Origin of the sequence: Gulosibacter macacae, from assembly GCF_003865375.1 — a bacterium.
GTDB lineage: Bacteria > Actinomycetota > Actinomycetes > Actinomycetales > Microbacteriaceae > Gulosibacter > Gulosibacter macacae.
This window is the reverse complement of record NZ_RQVS01000002.1, coordinates 236,730-257,221: the sequence shown is the minus strand read 5'-3', so window position 1 is coordinate 257,221 and position 20,492 is coordinate 236,730. Positions and strand designations below refer to the sequence as shown.

General features: G+C 64.4%; 14 protein-coding genes. 2 read left to right on the top strand and 12 right to left on the bottom strand.

What is annotated here, in order from left to right; genetic code table 11:
- Nucleotides 1-16 precede the first annotated feature (16 nt).
- Nucleotides 17-1,456 (top strand): PucR family transcriptional regulator, encoded by a 1,440-nt coding sequence (locus EG850_RS02665; protein WP_124969568.1) that lies wholly within the window; start codon nt 17-19, stop codon nt 1,454-1,456.
- 160 nt (nt 1,457-1,616) lie between these two features.
- On the opposite strand, the gene EG850_RS02660 is transcribed toward EG850_RS02665, so the two are convergent.
- The 8 genes from EG850_RS02660 to EG850_RS02625 all read right to left on the bottom strand — a co-directional run bounded on the left by EG850_RS02660 (nt 1,617) and on the right by EG850_RS02625 (nt 13,129).
- Nucleotides 1,617-2,705, bottom strand: a complete 1,089-nt coding sequence (locus EG850_RS02660; RefSeq protein WP_124969566.1) for a branched-chain amino acid aminotransferase — start codon at nt 2,703-2,705, stop codon at nt 1,617-1,619.
- 62 nt (nt 2,706-2,767) lie between these two features.
- Nucleotides 2,768-3,814 carry a 3-isopropylmalate dehydrogenase gene (locus EG850_RS02655; protein ID WP_124969564.1) on the bottom strand — a complete coding sequence of 349 codons (1,047 nt, stop codon included), beginning with the start codon at nt 3,812-3,814 and terminating at the stop codon, nt 2,768-2,770.
- Nucleotides 3,815-3,984: 170 nt separating this feature from the next.
- Entirely contained in the window at nt 3,985-5,796 is a 1,812-nt protein-coding gene (locus EG850_RS02650) for an ABC transporter ATP-binding protein (RefSeq protein WP_124969562.1), read from the bottom strand.
- 168 nt (nt 5,797-5,964) lie between these two features.
- Nucleotides 5,965-7,701: a dipeptide ABC transporter ATP-binding protein gene (locus tag EG850_RS02645; protein WP_124969560.1), complete on the bottom strand. Its 1,737-nt coding sequence runs from the start codon at nt 7,699-7,701 to the stop codon at nt 5,965-5,967.
- Complete coding sequence (locus EG850_RS02640) at nt 7,698-8,672, bottom strand: ABC transporter permease (RefSeq protein ID WP_124969558.1); 975 nt, start codon at nt 8,670-8,672, stop codon at nt 7,698-7,700. Before EG850_RS02640 ends, EG850_RS02645 begins: the two co-directional genes overlap by 4 nt.
- Nucleotides 8,665-9,591 (bottom strand): ABC transporter permease, encoded by a 927-nt coding sequence (locus EG850_RS02635; protein WP_124969556.1) that lies wholly within the window; start codon nt 9,589-9,591, stop codon nt 8,665-8,667. The genes EG850_RS02640 and EG850_RS02635 overlap by 8 nt, the downstream gene beginning before the upstream one ends.
- A gap of 82 nt (nt 9,592-9,673) precedes the next feature.
- Nucleotides 9,674-11,308: a peptide ABC transporter substrate-binding protein gene (locus EG850_RS02630; RefSeq protein WP_124969554.1), complete on the bottom strand. Its 1,635-nt coding sequence runs from the start codon at nt 11,306-11,308 to the stop codon at nt 9,674-9,676.
- A gap of 159 nt (nt 11,309-11,467) precedes the next feature.
- Nucleotides 11,468-13,129 (bottom strand): SLC13 family permease, encoded by a 1,662-nt coding sequence (locus tag EG850_RS02625; protein ID WP_124969552.1) that lies wholly within the window; start codon nt 13,127-13,129, stop codon nt 11,468-11,470.
- Nucleotides 13,130-13,352: 223 nt separating this feature from the next.
- Between EG850_RS02625 and EG850_RS02620 the strand changes: the two genes are divergently transcribed.
- Complete coding sequence (locus EG850_RS02620) at nt 13,353-15,071, top strand: amidase (protein WP_124969550.1); 1,719 nt, start codon at nt 13,353-13,355, stop codon at nt 15,069-15,071.
- Nucleotides 15,072-15,228: 157 nt separating this feature from the next.
- On the opposite strand, the gene ilvC is transcribed toward EG850_RS02620, so the two are convergent.
- The 4 genes from ilvC to ilvD all read right to left on the bottom strand — a co-directional run bounded on the left by ilvC (nt 15,229) and on the right by ilvD (nt 20,442).
- Entirely contained in the window at nt 15,229-16,254 is a 1,026-nt protein-coding gene (gene ilvC / locus EG850_RS02615) for a ketol-acid reductoisomerase (RefSeq protein ID WP_124969548.1), read from the bottom strand.
- A 99-nt stretch (nt 16,255-16,353) separates the two neighbouring features.
- Nucleotides 16,354-16,860, bottom strand: coding sequence for an acetolactate synthase small subunit (gene ilvN / locus EG850_RS02610; RefSeq protein ID WP_124969546.1), 507 nt, complete (start codon nt 16,858-16,860; stop codon nt 16,354-16,356).
- 5 nt (nt 16,861-16,865) lie between these two features.
- A complete protein-coding gene (locus EG850_RS02605; protein WP_124969544.1) occupies nt 16,866-18,647 on the bottom strand; it encodes an acetolactate synthase large subunit in 1,782 nt (593 codons plus the stop codon).
- Between the two features lie 94 nt (nt 18,648-18,741).
- A complete protein-coding gene (ilvD, locus tag EG850_RS02600) occupies nt 18,742-20,442 on the bottom strand; it encodes a dihydroxy-acid dehydratase (protein ID WP_124969542.1) in 1,701 nt (566 codons plus the stop codon).
- Nucleotides 20,443-20,492: the final 50 nt, after the last annotated feature.

Sequence of the window (20,492 nt, the reverse complement as noted above, 5' to 3'; positions counted from 1 at the left end):
CCCTTAGGCTGACTGCATGCCGCTCACGATCATGGACCTCACTCGCGACCCAGCCCTGCGCTTGCGCCTGCGTGCCGGGCAGGGAGTGGCGCTCGATCGGCAGGTTGATTGGGCGGCGGTGTCGGAGTTCACCGACCCCTCGCCGTTCCTCACCGGTGGCGAGCTCGTCTGCACGACCGGGATGCGGCTTCGCTCGGTGCGCTCGATTCGCACCTTTCTCGACGCGGTCACGCGGGCCGGCTCGGCAGGCATTGCGTTTGGCATCGGCTTCACGCATGACGAGGTGCCGGAGGCCCTGCTTGATGAGGCCCGTCGGCGCGATCTGCCGGTGCTCGAGGTGCCGTTTGAGATGTCGTTCGCGACGATCGCACGGCGAGTGGCCGATGCGCAGGCCTCCGAACAGTTCGAGCGGCTCGAATCGCAGCACCGTCGCCGCCAGCGATTGATCGAGCTCTTGCTCGGCGACGGCGGCCTGGATGCGATGCTCGCGGGGTTGGGACGCGAGACCGGCGCTCACATCGCGCTTTCGTACAACGGCGAACTCGTCTCGGGATCGCTCGAGATCGACGACCCGGCAGTGACCGGCTGGGATGCGCTGCCGATTGCCGTGGGCAAAACCGGCCAGGCAACCCTGCATGCCTCGCTCCCACGGCGCGATGAGGCGCTCATCTCAGCCGCCCGCTCGCTTGTGGGCTTGCACATGTCGCAGGCCGCGCGCCGCATTCGTGAGCAGCGCGAGCAGGTGGGGCAGCTGCTTGCCGACCTCGTTGGCGGACGCCTGCCGAGCGACATCATCGCGAATCGACTCGAGTCGATCGGGCTCGTGCCGGGAGCGAACTACCGGGTGCTCGCGGTGGAGCCGAGCGGCCTGCGCCGCGGAGATCTCGCCTCGCTGCCACTGCCCTCGCTCAACAGTGTGGCGCCGGCCGGGATGCTCGAGGAGCGCTTGGTCGTGTTTCTCCCCGCGAGCGACGACCCACGGGCGGCGGCTGAAGCGTTGCTCGGTGCCGGGCGCGCAGCGGGCTTTCGCGCCCGGATTGGTATCGGCGGACCGTACCCGGCGTCGAGCTCGCTGCGGTGGAGCTGGTTTGAGGCGGTGGATGCGCTTGACCGGCTCGGCGCGGGCGACGAGATCGGCTCAGCCTCGCGGCTGTCGCTTGCGGCGCTCATCCTGTCGGCGGCCGATGCGCCGGTCGTGGAGCTTGCGAATGAGGTGCTCGGGCCACTTGAGCGCACCGATGCCGAGCACGGTACGCAGTTAGTGGCGACGCTGGATGCATTTCTCGCGCACTCGGGGGCAACCGGCGAGATTGCCGTGGCGCTCGGAACGCACCGGAACACGGTGCGCTACCGCATCGAGCAGATCGCGAAGCTCACCGGCTACGACCCGCGCATCATGACCGATGCCGTGCAGCTCTCGCTCGCCCGCACCGCCCGCCGCTTCGCGGAGCGGTAGGGAAATCGGGGCCGGGAGGTCTCGATCCGTCGCTCCGCTCCTACTCGACCACCCAAATGGTTGGTCGAGTAGGCGCAGCCGTATCGGGACCCCAAGAGTTTGGATGGTCGAGTAGGCGGAGCAGCGCAGCGGAGCCGTATCAAGACCCCGCCGCAACCCCCTAGACGAGCTTCAGCATCCACCCGTGCGTGTCGGACTCGACACCGTTCTGAATGCCGGTGAGCTTCGCGCGGATGCGCATCGCGAGCGATTCCTCGGTCACCGGCGGGTTCGCAATCGTGAACTCATCGGAGCGCAGCTCACCAATCGGCGTGATCACCGCAGCCGTGCCCACGGCCATCGCCTCAACGATGCGCCCCGACGCGGCACCCTCGCGCCACTCGTCGAGCGAAATCCGGCGACGCTCGACCTGGTAGCCAGCATCCTCCACGAGCTGCAGCACGCTATCGCGCGTGATGCCCGGCAGAATCGAATCGGAGGCGGGAGTCGCCACAGTGCCGTCGTCGAACACGAGCACCACGTTCATCCCACCGAGCTCTTCGAGGTAGGCACCGTCGCACGAATCAAGGAAGAGCACCTGCTCGCATCCCTTTTCGTAGGCAATCTGTTGCGGCAGCATCGACGCCGCATAGTTGCCACCGCACTTCGCAGCGCCAGTACCGCCGCGACCGGCGCGCGAATACTCGCGCTCGAGCCAGATGTTCACCGGCCGCGTCGGGTCGCTGAAGTACGAGCCCGCCGGGCAGGCGATGACGAGGTAGCTCACCGATTCCGCGGCGCGCACACCAAGGAAGTCTTCGTTCGCGATCATGAACGGACGCAGGTAGAGCGCCTTGTTCTCTCCGTGTGCGGGCACCCAGCGCTCGTCGATCTCGACGAGTTGGCGCACCGATTCCACGAACACGTCGACCGGCAGCTGCGGCAGGGCGAGGCGGTGAGCCGAGTCAGCTAGGCGCTGGCCATTGCGCTCCGGGCGGAAGGTGTGCACCGAGCCGTCAGCGTGACGGTAAGCCTTGAGGCCCTCGAAGATCTCCTGGCCGTAGTGGAAGACCGCGCTCGCCGGGTTGAAGGTGAGCGGTCCGTAGGGAACGACCCGCGCATCGTGCCAGCCCGCATCCTTCGTCCAGTCAATGATGACCATGTGGTCGGTGAAGTGCTTACCGAACCCGGGGTCGGCGAGCACCTCCGCGACGGTGGCGTCAGCGGCGGGGTTGGCATTGCGTTCGATGCGGAAGGTGAGGTCGGTCATGGTCGTGTCTTTCAACTGCACCGCGCGGTGCTGGCAGAGCGCGGGGGTGGGATGAGGATGGGTTACGCGAGGAGCGCGGCGATCGCGTCGCCGATTTCGCTCGTGGAGCGAGCTTCGCCGCTGCGGTTGCGGAGGTCTTGCTCACAGGCGGCCTCGACGCGCTTGGCAGCGTCGTCGAATCCAAAGTGCTGGAGCAGCAGCGCCACCGAGAGGATGGCCGCGGTCGGGTCGGCCTTGCCGGTGCCCGCGATATCGGGCGCCGAGCCGTGGACCGGTTCGAACATGCTCGGGAACGCGCCCTCCGGGTTGAGGTTGCCCGAGGCGGCGAGGCCGATGCCGCCGGTGACGGCGCCGGCGAGGTCGGTGATGATGTCGCCGAAGATGTTGTCGGTGACGATGACATCGAATCGTGAGGGGTTGGTCACGAAGAAGATCGTCGCTGCGTCGATGTGCAGGTAGTCGACTGCGACCTCAGGATACTCCTCGGCAACCTCGTTGACGATGCGGTTCCAGAGCACACCCGCGTTGACGAGCACGTTCTTCTTGTGCACGAGGGTGAGGCGGCGATCGCGAGTCATGGCGAGTTCGAAGGCGTAGCGCACCGTGCGCTCGACACCGCGGGCGGTGTTCACCGAGAGCTCGTTGGCGACCTCGTGCTCGGTGCCGGCGCGCACCACGCCGCCGTTGCCGACGTAAAGACCTTCGGTGCCCTCGCGGACGACAACGAAGTCGATCTCGCCTGGGTTCGCGAGCGGCGAGATGGCCGAGGGCCAGAGCTTCGAGGGGCGCAGGTTAATGTAGTGGTCGAACGCGAAGCGCAGCTTGAGCAGGAGGCCACGTTCGAGGATGCCGCCCGCTAGCTTGGGGTCGGCGGGGTCGCCACCGACGGCGCCGAGGAGGATGGCGTCGTGCTTGGCAAGCTGGTCAAGCGAGGCGTCGTCGAGGATTTCGCCGGTCGCGAGGTAGTGGTTCGCGCCGAACGGGTACTCGGTTTCGTTGAGGGTGACGCCTTCGGGAAGAGCGGCGCGAAGCACCTTGCGGGCTTCGGCAATCACCTCCGGTCCAATGCCGTCGCCTTCGATGACTGCCAGGTCGATCTGCTCGCGCACGTCGCCGCATCCTTTCGCTGTTGAATGACTCTGTCTAGCCTAGTGCGGCTTGCGGTGCGGTCTCGATACGCTTCGCTACTCGACCAACCAGAGGGGCTAGGTGGTCGAGTAGGAGCGCAGCGGCGTCTCGATACGCTTCGCTACTCGACGAACCAGAGGGGCTCGCACACCTAGGCCTGGATGCCGAAGCGGTCGCGCATCCGCTTCTTCGAGCGGGCGGTGCCCTCTTGCTGCAGCGAGAGGAGCTCCGCGTAAATGCCACCGGTCTCGGCGAGCTCCGCCGGCGAACCGATCTCATCGACCACTCCCCCGCGCAACGTCACAATGCGGTCGACCTGCGAGATCGTCGACAGCCGGTGCGCGATGATCAGGCTCGTGCGGCCCACCATGAGCTCATCAAGCCCGGCCTGCACGAGCCGCTCCGACTTCGTGTCGAGCGCCGAGGTCGCCTCATCGAGCACGAGCACTGGCGCATCCTTGAGCATCGCCCGCGCCACCGCGATGCGCTGCTTCTGCCCGCCCGAGAGCTTCAATCCGCGCTCGCCAATGATGCTGTCGAGCCGATCAGGCGACTTACGGATGAACTCCCAGGCATTTGCGCGCCGCGCGGCCGCAATGATCTCGTCATCGCTCGCATCCGGTCGTGCGTAAGCGATGTTCTCGCGAATCGTGCCCGAAAAGAGCGACGGGTCTTGGAACACGACCCCGATTTCTCGACGGAGCGCAGCCATGCGCAGGTGCGCGGTGTCCTGACCAAAGAGCCGGATGCATCCATCAGTTATCGGGTAGAAGCCGAGCAGCAAGCTCACAATCGTCGACTTGCCGCCGCCCGACTCGCTCACGAACGCAATGCGTTCGCCACGCCGCAATTCAAACGAGACGTCCTTGAGTACCGGGCGGCCGGGCTCGTACTCGAAGTCGACATGGTCGAACTGCACGGCGGGCGCATCCGCGTCGATCGCGAGCGGTTCATCCGCCTCAGCGTTGTCGAGCTGCTCGCGAGGGTCGGGCTCGAGCGCCATCACCGCGAAGTAGTCCTTCGAACCGGCAATCGCGTGCTGGCTCGAGTCAATGATCATGCTCATCATCGCCACCGGTTGCCGGGCCATCGCCATGAGCTGAATGAGCAACACCATCACACCCAGCGTGAAATCGCCACGCGCGGTCCAAATGAAAATGACGAGGTAGATTCCGAAGAATACGAGCGCGAGCGCGGTGCGGCGCAGTGCATCCATCGAATGCCAGTGCCGCGATTGGCCGCGAGTGAGTTCGACCGTTCGGCCAAAGCGCGTGAAGAAGAACAGCCTTTCGCTACGCTCCTGCGCATACGACTTCACCACCGGCATCTGGCCGACGACCTCAGAGAACCGGCCGCGTGCGGCGTCGACCTCGGCGTTCTTCTCGTGCTCGTACACCTGCCAGCGCTTCGACGTGAGGGCAGTAAGCCAGACATACACCGGGATGACCGTGGCAAGCAGCAGCGCCAGCGGCCACGCGTAGATGGCGGCGATCACGAGCACCGACCCGGTCGTGATGAGCATGGTGAAGAAGGTGTTCGCGAACATCTTCACGAACTGGGTGACCTCGGTGATGGTGCGGTCGAGGCGCGACACAATCGTGCCGGTCAGTTCATTGTCAAAGTAGCGCTGCGGCAGCTGGAGCAGCTTGTCGTAGTAGCGATTCGAAAGGATCTCGCGCATCCGCGCCGACATGACGTCGCCAAACCAGCCGCCAATCGAACTCACGATGGTGAGCACGAGCTCAGTGGCAAGAAAGGCGACGGCGAACCAGATGACCGTGCCGATGCCGGCGTCGAAGGTGACCGTACCGTTGACGATCGAGACGATTGCGTCGGTTGCGCCACCAATGATGAACGGCACCGTCAGCGCGGCGATCGCGGTGACGATGGATGCGATGACAATCGCGATGTACGAGGGCGTGAGTTCCCTCGTGAAGGTGAACAGCCGGATCAACGAACGCACGGTATCAGCCTACGGCTCGCACGGTCTGGAAAGAGCGGCGGGGGTCTCGATACGCTTCGCTACTCGACCAACCAGAGGAAGAGACCGCTACTCGACCAACCAACTTCTTGGCTGGTCGAGTAGGAGCGAAGCGACGGATCGAGACCCCCGCCACAGGCCGTCAATGGCCTAAGTGTCGAGGTCGGCGAACTGGCCGATCGGCAGCGTACCGCCCGGCACCGCCTCGATGAGCTCGCGCGTGTAGTCGGTCTCGGGGTTTGCGAACACCACATCCGCCGGCCCCTGCTCCACCACTCGCCCGCGCTGCATCACGACAATGTCGTCGGCGTTCTCACGCACCACCGCAAGGTCGTGCGTAATGAACAGATACGACAGATCGAGGTCCGATTGCAGGTTGTTGAGGAGGCCCAGAATCTGGTCCTGCACGAGCACGTCAAGCGCCGAAACGGCCTCATCGAGCACGATCACCTCGGGGTTCAACGCCAGCGCACGCGCAATCGCCACGCGCTGACGCTGACCGCCCGAAAGCTCGTTCGGGAAGCGACGCATCGCCGACTTCGGCAGCGACACCATGTCGAGGAGGTCAGCCACCCGAGCTTCGCGTGCCTTGCGGCGATCACTGCCCGAGCCCTCACCGTAGTGATGGGTGCGCAGCGGCTCGTCAATCACGCGGAACACCGAGTAAGTCGGGTCAAGCGAACCGTAGGGGTTCTGGAACACGACCTGCATCCGGCGACGCATCTTAAACAGCTCGGCCTTCGACATCGACGTGATGTCTTGGCCCTCAAACAGGATGCGACCCGAGGTCGGTTCGAGCAGGCGCAGCACCATGTTCGCCACGGTCGACTTACCCGATCCCGACTCGCCCACCACGGCAAGGGTGGTGCCGCGACGCAGTTTGAACGACACATCGTCGACCGCGCGCAGGGGTTCCTTCGAACCCGGAATCTTGAATTCCTTGACGAGGTTCTCGATCTGGATGATCGTGTCGCCACCCTCGCGCGGCTCACTCTCGGTGACCACCTCAATCGTGGTCGGGTCGAGGTCACGCTGCACGGCACGCACTCGCGAGTTCGAAATCGACGGCGCCGCGCTCACGAGACGCTTCGTGTAGGGATGCGTCGGGTTCGTGAGGATCTCGAGTGAGGGGCCCGATTCGACGACGCGGCCGCGGTGCATCACCACGATGTGCGAGGCACGTTCGGCTGCGAGGCCGAGGTCGTGGGTGATGAACATCACGGCCGTGCCGCGCGACGACGTCAGCTTCTCGAGGTGGTCGAGAATCTGTCGCTGCACGGTCACGTCGAGCGCGCTTGTCGGTTCGTCGGCAATGAGCAGCTTCGGGTCGGATGCGAGTCCGATCGCGATGAGCGCGCGCTGACGCATACCGCCCGAGAACTCGTGCGGATACTGGCGGGCGCGACGGTCTGCATCCGGAAGCCCAGCCTCACCGAGCACCTCGATCGTGCGCTTGCGCGCAGCCGAACCCCGAGGCATCCCGTTCGCGACGAGTGCCTCTTCAACCTGCGTGCCAATGCGCCACACCGGGTTGAGGTTCGACATCGGGTCCTGCGGAATCATGCCGATGCTCGAGCCGCGAAGCTCGACCAGCTGCCGCTTCGACAGGTGCGTGATGTCACGGCCGTCGAATTCGATCTTGCCGCCGACTACCTTGCCGGTGCCGGGCAGGAGGCCGATCACGGCCGCGGCCGTAGTCGACTTGCCCGAACCCGATTCGCCCACAATGGCGATCGACTGGCCGGGGTAGATCGTGAGGTTCGCCTTGCGCACGGCCGGCACCGTGCCGGTCGATGATTCAAACGCGACCTCGAGATCGGTGAGACGAAGTAGCGGCTGCTGCTCACCGGCCGCGCCCTGAGCGGCGTTTCCAGTGTTGTCGGTCATCGCTTGTTCCCCTTCGGGTTGAGCGCGTCACGCACGACGTCGCCCATCATGATGAAGCTGAGCACCGTGATCGCAAGTGCCATCGACGGGATGAACAGCACCATGGGGTCGGTTCGAATCGAGGTCTGTGCCTTCGCGATGTCACCGCCCCACGAGACGATGTCCGGTGGCAAACCGAGGCCAAGGAACGAAAGCGTCGCCTCGGCCACGATGAAGGTACCGAGCGCCACCGTCGCGTAGACGATGATCGGTGCGGCCGCGTTCGGGAGCACGTGCGTGAGCAGGATGCGCCACTCGGGTACACCGATCGCCCGGGCTGCGGTGACGAACTCGCCATTCTTGGTTTCGAGCACAGCACCGCGGGTGATGCGGGCGATCTGTGGCCAACCGAAGACGGCAAGGACGACGACCACCATCATGATGTTGCGCGAGTCCTTGAACATCTGCATGAAGACGATCGCACCGAGCACGAACGGCACGGCGAAGAAGATGTCGGTGAGGCGCGAAAGGAGCGAGTCCATCCAGCCGCCGATGTAACCGGCAAGTGCACCAAAGACGACACCGATGATCACCACAACGAGGGTCGTGAGCGCGCCCACGGTGACCGAGGGGCCAGCGCCGTAGATGATGCGCGCGTAGATATCGCATCCCTGACGGTCGAAACCGAAGATGTGCTCGCCGGTCGGGGAACCAAGCGAATTGCTCAGCTCACAGAACGTCGGGCTCACGCGGGTGAACAGTTGCGGCAGGAACGCCACGAGGAGCACGAGCGCGATGATGACGGCCGACACCCAGAAGAGGGGTCGGCGACGCATCGCGAGCCACGCTTCGCCCCAGGCAGAGCGCGGCGCCGACTCGTCTGAGACGGCGTCGACGGCGCCAAGGCCGGTTTCGTCGGTGTCCGAGACCCAGCGTTCCTGGCCCGGGAAAACCTTCTGATCGAAGTTCGGGTTAATGATCGGCTCAGGCATAACGGATCCTCGGGTCAAGCAGCGCGTAAAGAAGGTCAACGAGCAGGTTCGCCAGGATGTAGACGAGCACCAGCACGGTCGTGAATGAGACCACTGTGGCCGCCTCACCGCGAATAATCGCCTGGTAGAGCGTGCCACCGACACCGTTGATCGAGAAGATGCCCTCCGTCACGATGGCGCCAGCCATGAGTGCACCGAGGTCGCCGCCGAGGAAGGTGACGACAGGGATGAGCGAGTTGCGCAGCACGTGCTTCGAGAACACTTGGCTCTCGGGCAGGCCCTTGGCGCGAGCGGTGCGCACGAAGTCACTCGAGAGGTTTTCCGACACCGATTGGCGCGTCAGCCGCAGCACATAGGCGAAGGAGACCGCACCGAGCACGATGGCTGGCATGAGCAGTGACACGAAGTTCACATTGCCGCCCACCGTCGTTGGTAGCCAGCCGAGTTTCACTCCGAAGGTGAACTGCATCACAAAACCGATGACGAACGTCGGTACGGCGATCACGATGAGTGAGACCACGAGCAACGTCGAGTCGAAGAAGCCACCACGACGGATGCCGGCGATGAGGCCGAAGGCAATACCGAAGACGGCCTCGAAGATGAGGGCCATGATGGCGAGCTGGAAGGTGACAGGGAAGGCCTGAGCCATCACATCGATCACGGGGCGCTGACTGAAGGTAGTACCGAAGTCGAGCGTGAAGATGCCCTTGAGATAGAGCAGGTACTGCATGATGAAGGGCTCATCGAGGTTGTACCTCTCGCGAATTGCGGCGGCAGCCGCATCGCTGAGCCCGCGGTCGCCACCGAGTGCCTGCACGGGATCACCGGGCATGAGGTACACGAGGGCGAAGATGAGGAAGGTGGCACCGAAGAAGACCGGAATGATCTGCAGCAGGCGCCGACCGAGATAATTCAGCATGTTTCGCTTTCCGGGAGGGTGGGAAACCGGTGTACCGGGGGCCGAGCAAGCTCAACCCCCGGTGAACCGGAGATAACCCTACTTAGTTCTTGGTGATCTCGTAGTAGAGCGGCACGCTGTTCCAGCCGAACGCGACATTGTCAACGTTCTGCGACCAGCCACCGGTCACGTTCGCGTACCAGAGCGGAACAACCGGAAGGTCCTTGAACAGAACCGACTGCGCCTGGTCGTAGAAGCCGTTCGCCGTCTCGATGTCAGTGGCAGCGTTACCCTGACGGATGAGGTCGTCGAACTCCTGGCTCGAGTACTTGGTGTCGTTCGAACCTGCACCGGTGCCGTATAGCGGGCCGAGGAAGTTGAACGAACCGGGGTAGTCGGCCTGCCAACCGGTGCGGAAGGCAGTGGTGATGTTGCCGCTGGTGACGTCGTCACGCAGCTCCTTGAACGCGGCGTAGGGCTTGCCCTTCGCCTCGATGCCGAGGGTGTTCGAGATCTGGTTGGTCACAGCCTCGACCCAGGCCTGGTGGCCACCGTCCGAGTTGTAACCGATTTCGAAGGTGCCCGACCACGGGTTGATCGCGTCAGCCTGAGCCCAGAGTTCCTTGGCCTTTTCGGGGTCGTAGTTGAGAACTTCCGAGCCCGGGAGCGAGTCGTTGTAGCCCGCGATGACCGGCGAGGTGAAGTCCTTGGCCGGGGTACGCGTGCTCTGGAACACGACGTCGGTGACCTCTGCACGGTTGATGGCCATCGAGATGGCCTCACGGCGCAGGGTGCCCTCTTCGTCGAACTGGAAGTGGTCGATCTGCGGGATCGCGAACGACTGGAAGATTGCCGCCGGCTGGTTCACCGAGCGGTCAGCGAGCTCCGACTCGTAGGTACCGAACGCCGAGTCCGGGATCTGGTCGAGCACGTCGAGGTTGTTCGCGAGCAGGTCGTTGTAGGCAGCGTCCTGGGTTGCGTAGAAGATGAGGTCAACGCCACCGTTCTGCGGCTTGCGGTCACCCTTGTAGTCGGGGTTCGGCACGAGCGAGATCTTGACGTTGTGCTCCCAACCCGTCTCAGCGAGCATGTACGGGCCCGAAGCCAGCGGCTTCTCGCCGTAGGCAGCGATGTCGTCGAACGCGACGGCCGGCAGCGGCGCGAAGGCCGAGTAGCCGAGGCGCTGGCCGAAGTCCGAGGTGGGACCGGTGAGCGTCACGGTGAAGGTGGAGTCGTCGACCTTCTTGAGGCCCGAGAGGGTCTCAACGTTGGCGCCTTCTTCAGCGCTGTAGCCCTGGATGGGTTCAAAGAAGTACGAGGAAAGCTGCGCGTTCGCCGGGTTGGCGCCGTAGTTCCACGCGTCAATGAAGCTGTCGGAAGTGATCGTCGAGCCATCGCTGAAGACCTGGTCAGGCTTGATCTTGATGGTCCACTCGCTGGCGTCAGCGTTCGGCTCGATCGACTCAGCGAGTTCGTTGACCGTGTTGCCGTCGACGTCGTAGTAGACGAGGGTCGCGTTGATGAGGTCGAGGACCTTACCGCCACCAACCTCGTTGGTCATCGTTGGGATGAGCGGGTTCTGCGGCTCAGTGGAGTTGGCGAGGATGACCCCACCAGTTGCGGCGCCCTCGGTACCTGCTGGGGCGTCGGTGCCCCCGGTGCCGTTCGAGCAACCTGCCAGCACGAGTGCGGCAGCGAGTGCTGCAGCGGCGCCGGCGAGAATGCGCTTGTTCTTCACATCTCCTCCTAAAGAGAGACTTTTGGCCTGGTTCGGCCATAACGAGAAATTTAGTGCAGATTCACTGCTGAGTTACCGAAAACCTGAGGCTCCCCACAAGGAGTCGCCTGTTTGCGGGAGACACTGCACAAAATGTAATGACTTCGGAACCTGAATTGACTAGACCTGCAGGCTGAACACCCAGGCAAGCAACGTCATCGCGGTACCCGTGATGAGGAGCACACCGATGAGGTTGAGCCAGAGACCACCGCGAACCATCTGACCGATGGTGACGTAACCCGAACCGTAAGCCACAGCGTTCGGCGGCGTCGCCACCGGCAGCATGAACGCACACGTTGCCGCGAGCGCAACCGGTGCCGCGAAGAGGAACGGATCGACGCCCATACCGAGCGCGATACCCGCCGCTACCGGGATGAAGGTCGCTGCCGTCGCAGTGTTCGACGTGAGCTCGGTGAGGAAGAGAATCGCCGTCGTGAGCACCGCAATGACGAGGATGATCGGTACCCCGTTCATCCCACTCGCGAGGTCACCGATCGCTTCGGTGAGCCCCGAGCGGGCGAACATACCCGAGAGCGCGAGGCCACCACCGAACAGGAGCAGCACATCCCAGGGCAGTTCCTTGGCGCTCTTCCAGTCGAGGAGCTTCACGCCGCGCTCGGCACCGCCGGGGATGAAGAAGAGCAGGAGACCCGCGACCATGGCGATACCCGCATCCGAGATCCAGGCACTCTGGCCCACTGCATCCGCAATGAGCGGGATCGAAATCCAAGAGACCGCCGCGAGCACGAAGACCGTGAGCACGCGCCACTCACCCTGCGAGACCGGGCCGAGCTTGGCAAGTTCGTCGCGAATGAGCTGCTTGCCGCCGGGGATCTCATCCATTTCGGGCTTGAAGAGCACCTTCACGAGCAGGAACCAGCAGATGAACATGAAGATGACCGAGAGCGGAACGCCGACGACCATCCACTCACCGAAGCCGATGGTGCGGTCGTAGTTCTCGCTCATGTAGCCGGCGAGGAAGGCGTTCGGCGGCGTGCCGATGAGCGTGCCGAGCGAGCCGAGCGAGGCCGCATAGGCAATACCGAGCATGAGCGCAGTACCGAAGTTGGTGCGCATGACCTGCGCGAGTTCCTTCACCGGGTTGCCATCGGCGTCGAGCGTGACCGAACCGGTCGGTGCAGCACCGCCGGTGCCCTTGGTCACCTGGCTCACGAGCGAGAGCACCGACATGCCGATCGGCAGCATCATCACGGCCGTTGCAGTGTTCGACACCCACATTGAGAGGAAGCCAGTGGCGATCATGAAGCCCGCGATCATCGCGCCGGGGCGTGAGGGCATGACCTTGAGCACGAGGAGTGCGATGCGACGGTGGAGGTTCCAGCGCTGCATCGCGAGGGCGAGGAAGAAGCCACCCATGAACAGGAAGATGACGTTGTTGCCGTAGGAGGCGCCGATTGAGTCGAACGAGATCGCCGAGCTGGTGCCATCGGCGGCCTCGACCGGCACGGTCATGGCCGGGAAGACCACGAGCGGCACGAGCGCGGTCGCGGGAATGGGGAGCGCCTCGGTCATCCACCACACCGCCATGAGAGCAGCGGTGGCGGCGGTAAGTCGAGCGTTGTGTCCCATCGCCTCGGGCAGCAGGAAGAAGAGCGCTGCCGCGAGTGCCAGGCCTACGAGGAGACCAATGATGCGCGTGCGGTTCGACTTCGCGTCGATACCGGGTTCGCGCTCACCAGGGGACTTTTGGTCGATCTCGCGACCCTTGGCCGGGTCTGGCCGTAGATCTTCGAGGTAGTCGGGAACGTCCGGTTCGGTCACTGCATCTCCTTTGACTCGGTGATGGGACCGCGCTCGGCCCCGAGAAGGCGGAAGCCGTGTTCGGCTTACAGCCAATATTCAGGTTACACACTCCAAAACAGACCCCTGACTTTAGGAGGTAGCGACCACCCAGCAGTGCGCTTGCAACACTTCACGCAGTAGTGCGATAGTGATTGTGATTCATTTATCGAGCATCGGTGGAGTCGCAGCGCCGCGCATCCCGATGCAGACAGGAGCAGTCGTGACCGACTACGACGTCGTGGAAGCGCCCATTGCCCAGCTTCGAGCCGATCTTGACGCGGGTCGAGTAACGAGCGTTGACCTTGTGCGCGCCTACCTCGCCCGCATTGAGGCCTATGACCAGGGCGGCATCCGGCTCAACGCACTCGTCGTGATGAACCCCGACGCGCTCGAAGAAGCCGAAGCCGCCGACGCGCGTCGCGCCGCGGGTGAATCGCTCGGCCCGCTCGACGGCATCCCCTATACGGCCAAGAACAGCTACGCAGCCAAGGGACTCACGGTCGCGGCCGGCTCCCCCGCTTTCCAGCACCTCATCGCCGGGCAGGATGCGTTCGCCATCGAGCGCCTGCGCGCGGGCGGTGCGATACTCCTCGGCCTCACCAACATGCCCCCGATGGCGAATGGCGGCATGCAGCGGGGCGTCTACGGCCGCGCCGAAAGCCCCTACAACGCCGACTTCCTCACGGCACCCTTCGGCTCGGGCTCATCGAACGGCTCGGGCACGGCAACCGCCGCGAGCTTCGCCGCGTTTGGACTCGGTGAAGAGACGTGGTCGTCGGGCCGCGGCCCCGCATCCAATAATGCCCTCTGCGCCTACACGCCCTCGTGGGGTGTGATTTCAATTCGCGGCAACTGGCCGCTCGTGCCGACCATGGATGTGGTCGTGCCGCACACCCGCACGATGGCCGACCTGCTCGAAGTGCTCGATGTCGTCGTTGCCGACGACGCCCAGACGCGCGGCGATTTCTGGCGAGCGCAGCCGTGGCTGCCGATTCCGGCGTCGTCGCAGCTGCGCCCCGATTCGTACCCGGCGCTTGCGGGTTCCGCGTCGCTTGCGGGCAAGCGCTTCGGTATTCCGCGCATGTACATCAACCAGGATGCGGAAGCGGGTACCGGCGACCAACCGCGCTTTGGTGGGCCCACCGGTGAGCGCATCGAGACGCGTGCCTCGGTGATTGACCTCTGGGAAGCGGCTCGCCGCGATCTTGAGGCGGCAGGTGCCGAGGTGGTTGAGGTCGATTTCCCGGTGGTGTCGAACTACGAGGGTGACCGTCCCGGGGCGCCGACGATTGGCACGCGTGGGCTCGTGCCCGAGGGCTACCTCGATCGCGAGATTCTCGAGCTGTCGATGTGGTCGTGGAACGAGTTCCTCGAGTCGAATGGCGATCCGGCGCTGCATCGGCTGGCCGATGTGGATGCGCCGCAAATCTTCCCGCATCCCGTAGGGGCGTTGCCCGATCGCTACGGCACGCTCGACTTCGACATCACGCAGTATGTGTCGCGCGCGCGCGAGTCGGGCGTGCCCGCGCTTGAGGAGATTCCGGGCGTTGAGGCGGGGTTGCGCGGGCTTGAGGCAACGCGTCGCATTGACTTCGAAGAGTGGCTTGACGGGCTCGGGCTTGACGCGGTGGTGTTGCCGGCAGTCGCCGATGTTGGGCCTGCCGATATGGATGTGAACGAGGCGTCGGCTGACCTCGGTTGGCGCAATGGCACCTGGGTCGCGAACGGCAACCTCATCTGGCGTCACCTTGGTATTCCGACGGTGACGGTGCCGATGGGCACAATGGCCGATATTGGGATGCCCGTGGGGCTCACCTTTGCCGGTCGCGCCTATGACGACACGGCGCTACTCGCGCTGGCGGCGGCGTTTGAGGCAACTGGGATGCGCCGCACCGCTCCCCCACGCACGCCGCGGCTGTAGGGCGCGGCGGGGTCTCGATACACCTCCGCTTCGCTCCGGCTACTCGACCAACCAACATGCTTGGTCGGTTGAGTAGGCCGAAGGCCGTATCGAAACCCCCGCCCCAGCCAACAAAGAGGGGCGCCCCAATCGGAGCGCCCCTTACCTTGACTAATGACTAGCGTGCAGCCGAGCCGTCGACGTAGTCGGTGTCCTGCTGCTTCCAGGCGAAGAGCTTGCGCAGCTCAACACCGGTCTTCTCGATCGGGTGCGATTCACCCTTGGCGCGCAGCTCCTTGAACTCGGGAGCGCCGGCGTCCTGGTCGTCGATGAAGCGCTTGGCGAAGGCACCCTCCTGGATGTCTTTGAGCACCGCCTTCATGTTCTCCTTGACGCTCGGGTCGATGACGCGGGGGCCCGACACGTAGTCGCCGTACTCGGCGGTGTCCGACACCGACCAGCGCTGCTTGGCGATGCCACCCTCCCACATGAGGTCAACGATGAGCTTGAGCTCGTGAAGCACCTCGAAGTAGGCGATCTCGGGCTGGTAGCCAGCCTCGGTGAGCACCTCGAAGCCGGACTGCACGAGCTGCGAGGTACCGCCGCAGAGCACTGCCTGCTCACCGAACAGGTCGGTCTCGGTCTCTTCGGTGAAGGTGGTCTTGATGACACCGGCGCGGGTGCCACCAACAGCCTTAGCGTATGACTTGGCGGTCTCCCAAGCCGAGCCCGAAGCATCCTGCTCGACGGCAATGATGTCGGGGATGCCGCGGCCGGCAACGAACTCGCGACGCACGGTGTGGCCCGGGGCCTTCGGCGCGACGAGGATCACGTCGATGCCCGCAGGCACCTGGATGTAGCCGAAGCGCACGTTGAAGCCGTGGGCGAAGGCGAGGGTCTTGCCCTCGGTGAGGTGCGGGGCGATGTCGTTCGCGTAGAGGGCGCGCTGCGACTGGTCGGGCGCGAGGATCATGATGAGGTCGGCCCACTCGGCGGCGTCGGCGTTCGACTTGACCTCGAAGCCCGCCTCCTGTGCCTTCTCAACCGACTTCGAGCCTTCGCGAAGGCCGATGACGACCTCAACGCCCGAGTCACGAAGGTTCATTGCGTGGGCGTGGCCCTGCGAGCCGTAGCCGATGATGGCAACCTTCTTGCCCTGGATGATCGAAAGGTCGGCGTCGCTGTCGTAGAAGATCTCAGCCATGTGAGTGTGTGCTCCTTGATTTTTGGTGAATTGCAGCAGTGTGGATTGCAGTTTGGTGGATGAGCGGTGTGCCACCGCGGCACGCGCTCGGTGATGGATCTAGCGCAGCACGCGCTCGGTGATCGACTTGGGTCCGCGGCCCACGGCAATGAGGCCGGACTGCACGAGCTCGCGGATGCCGTAGGGCTCGAGCATGCGCAGCAGGGCGCTCACCTTGCCCGAGTCGCCGGTGGTTTCGACCACGAGCGAATCGGGTGCCACGTCTACGACGCGGGCGCGGAAGAGGTTGACGGCTTCGATGACCTCGGAGCGCGTCTGCTTGTCGACCCGCACTTTGACGAGCACGTGTTCGCGCTCGACGGCCGAGGCCGGTTCGAGTTCGACGATCTTGATGACGTTGACGAGCTTGTTGAGCTGTTTGGTCACCTGCTCGAGCGGGAAGTCATCAACGTCAACCACGACGGTCATACGCGAGAGGCCTTCGACCTCGCTCGCACCTACGGCGAGGGAGGCGATGTTGAAGCCGCGGCGGGCGAACAGACCCGCAACGCGGGTGAGCAGGCCCGGCTTGTCTTCGACGAGCAGCGACAGGATGTGCTTGGACATGACTACTACTCCCCCTGGAAGGCCGGGCTCGCGTCGCGCGCGTACCGAATGAAACTGTTCGACACGCCCTGTGGCACCATCGGCCACACCATGGCGTCTGCCGAGACGACGAAGTCGATGACGACGGGTCGGTCATTCGTTTCGAGCGCGAGCTTGATGGCATCGTCGATCTGGTCTTCGCGCTCGACGCGGATGCCGAGGGCACCGTAGGCGTCAGCGAGCTTCACGAAGTCGGGCACGCGAATCGAGTCGTGACCGGTGTTGAGGTCGGTGTTCGAGTAGCGGCCGTCGTAGAAGAGCGTCTGCCACTGGCGCACCATGCCGAGTGATGAGTTGTTGATCACTGCGATCTTGATCGGGATGTCGTTGACGACACAGGTCGCGATTTCCTGGTTCGTCATCTGGAAGCATCCGTCGCCGTCGATCGCCCAGACCACGCGCTCGGGTTGTGCCACCTTCGCGCCCATCGCCGCGGGAACCGCGTAGCCCATGGTGCCGGCGCCGCCGGAGTTGAGAAACGAGTTCGGGCGGTCGAGCGTGAGGAACTGTGCGGCCCACATCTGGTGCTGGCCGACGCCGGTCGCAAAGACCGCTTCGGGCCCCGAAAGCTCGCTGATGCGCTCGATGATGTGCTGCGGTGCGAGCAGCCCATCGGTCGTTGCGGTGAACCCGCGCGGGAACTCGGTGGTGAGTCCGTTGAGGAACTTCCACCACTCAGCGGTGTCGGCCTTCTCGGCAAATCGGTCATCGCCAAGTGCTCGGTTGAGGTCGGCGAGAACTTCTTTCGCATCACCCACGATCGGCACATCGGCAGTGCGGATCTTCGAGATCTCGGCCGGGTCGATGTCGATGTGCACGACCTTCGCGTTCGGGGCGAAGAGTTCGGCCTTGCCTGTCACTCGGTCGTCGAAGCGAGCACCGATGGTGAACAGCAGATCGGCTTCCTGCAACGCGAGCACCGCCGGCACCGTGCCGTGCATACCCGGCATGCCGAGCATCTGCGGGTGGCTGTCGGGGAATGCGCCGCGAGCCATGAGCGTGGTGACCACGGGCATCCCCGTGCGCTCGGCAAACGCGAGCAACTCTTCTGCTGCCTCAGCGCGAATGATGCCACCACCGGCGTAAATCACCGGCTTCTTGGCTTCGCGCACCGCTTCGAGCGCCGCAAGAATCTGCTTACCGTGCGCCTTCGTGATCGGGCGGTAGCCCGGCAGGTCAAGCTGCGGCGGCCAGCTGAACTCAAACTCGTCCTGCTGCGCATCCTTCGTGATGTCGACAAGCACGGGGCCCGGGCGACCGGTCGAGGCGAGGTGGTAGGCCGAAGCGATCGCACCGGGGATGTCTTCGGCACGACGCACGAGGAACGAGTGCTTCGTGATCGGCATCGTGATGCCGACAATGTCTGCTTCTTGGAACGCGTCGGTGCCCATAAGCGTCGAGAACACCTGGCCGGTGATCGCAAGCAGCGGCACCGAGTCCATGTAGGCATCGGCGATCGCGGTGACGAGGTTCGTCGCCCCGGGACCGGAGGTCGCGATGCAGACGCCTACCTTGCCGGATGCAGCGGCGTAGCCCTCTGCGGCGTGGCCGGCTCCCTGCTCGTGGCGAACGAGGATGTGGTTGATGTCCTTGGCGTCGAGGATCGCGTCATAGGCCGGCAGGATCGCCCCACCGGGGAGTCCGAAGACATCCTTGACACCGAGAAGTTCGAGCGAGCGGACGACGGCGGCAGCGCCGGTGATGCGCTCCGGCGCGGCAGCACTGGAAGGCGAAGCTTCACGTGGCATGCAGAATCATTCCTGTACTTGGTCATTTGCGGTAGCCGCACGGTGCGGTAGTCGCACAGCGCGGTGGTGCGCCCGGCGCGCGGACGCGCGGGGGCTACCCGGTAATCGCGCCCTCTGACGCGGAACGCACGAGCTTTGCGAATTTCGCAAGCACGCCGCGCGTGTACCGCGGAGGGAGCGGTGCCCAGCCTTCACGGCGGGCGGCGAGTTCGGTCTCATCGACGAGTAGGTCGATGGTCCGAGCCGCGATGTTGACCCGAATGAGATCTCCGTCGTTCACGAATGCGATTGGACCTGCGTCTACCGCTTCGGGAGCAACGTGGCCGATACACAGGCCGGTTGTGCCGCCCGAGAATCGTCCATCAGTCAACAGTAGTACATCCTTGCCGAGGCCCGCGCCCTTGATGGCCGCGGTGATCGCGAGCATCTCGCGCATACCGGGGCCACCCTTCGGGCCCTCGTAGCGAATCACCACGACATCACCGTGCTTGATTTCGCCGCGAGTGAGCGCATCCATGGCCTCGCGTTCGCGCTCGAACACACGCGCCGGGCCCTCGAACACGTCGAGGTCGAAGCCGGCCGACTTCACGACCGCGCCCTCAGGTGCGAGCGAACCGTGCAGCACCGAAATGCCGCCGGTGGCGTGGATGGGGTTGTCGAGCGTGCGCATGACCTCGCCATCGAGCGGCTCGGGGTTGATCTCGGCCAAGTTCTCGGCAACGGTCTTGCCGGTGCAGGTCATGGCGTCGCCGTGGATGAGGCCAGCGTCGAGGAGCGCTGCCATGACGACCGGGATGCCACCGACGTGGTCGAGGTCGGTCATGACGTACTTGCCGAAGGGCTTCATATCGGCGAGGTGCGGCACCTTGTCGGCGATGCGGTTGAAGTCGTCGAGCGTGAGTTCAACTTCGGCCTCGCGCGCGATCGCGAGCAGGTGGAGTACGGCGTTAGTCGAACCACCCATGCACATCACCACGGCAATGGCGTTTTCGAACGCCTTCTTCGTGAGGATGTCGGCGGTGGTGATGCCCTGGCGCAGCATGTTGACGACCGCCTCACCCGACTTGTGAGCGTAGTAGTCGCGGCGGCGGTCGGCCGACGGCGGCGCAGCCGAGCCGGGCACCGACATGCCGAGAGCTTCGGCAACCGAGGCCATTGTGTTCGCAGTGTAGAAGCCGCCACAGGCGCCCTCGCCCGGGCAGATGGCTTCTTCAACCTTCTTGAGGTCGGCCTCACTCATGAGTCCGGCCTTGCAGGCACCGACCGCTTCGAAGGCGTCGATGATGGTGACTTCCTTGTCGGTGCCGTCGCTAAGGCGCACGCGGCCCGGCATGATCGAACCGGCGTAGAGGAAGACGCTTGGCAGCTTCAGGCGAGCCGCCGCCATGAGCATGCCCGGCAACGACTTATCGCAACCGGCGAGCAGCACCGAGCCGTCGAGACGCTCGGCTTCCATGACGACCTCGACCGAGTCGGCGATGACCTCACGCGAGACGAGTGAGAAGTGCATGCCCTCGTGGCCCATCGAGATGCCGTCAGAGACCGAGACGGTGCCGAATTGCAGCGGGTAGCCGCCACCAGCGTGCACGCCTTCCTTACACGCCTGGGCGAGGCGATCAAGCGAAAGGTTGCAGGGCGTGATCTCGTTCCACGAGCTTGCGACACCGATCTGCGGCTTTGCCCAGTCGTCGTCACCCATGCCGACGGCGCGAAGCATGCCTCGCGACGCGGTGGCTTCAATGCCGTCGGTGACGGCGCGGGACTTCGGTTTGATGTCGATCTCGTGTTCGGCCATGCCTGAAGTCTACTCGGGGCCACCGACGCCAAGTGCCGCGCTTCGCGCCA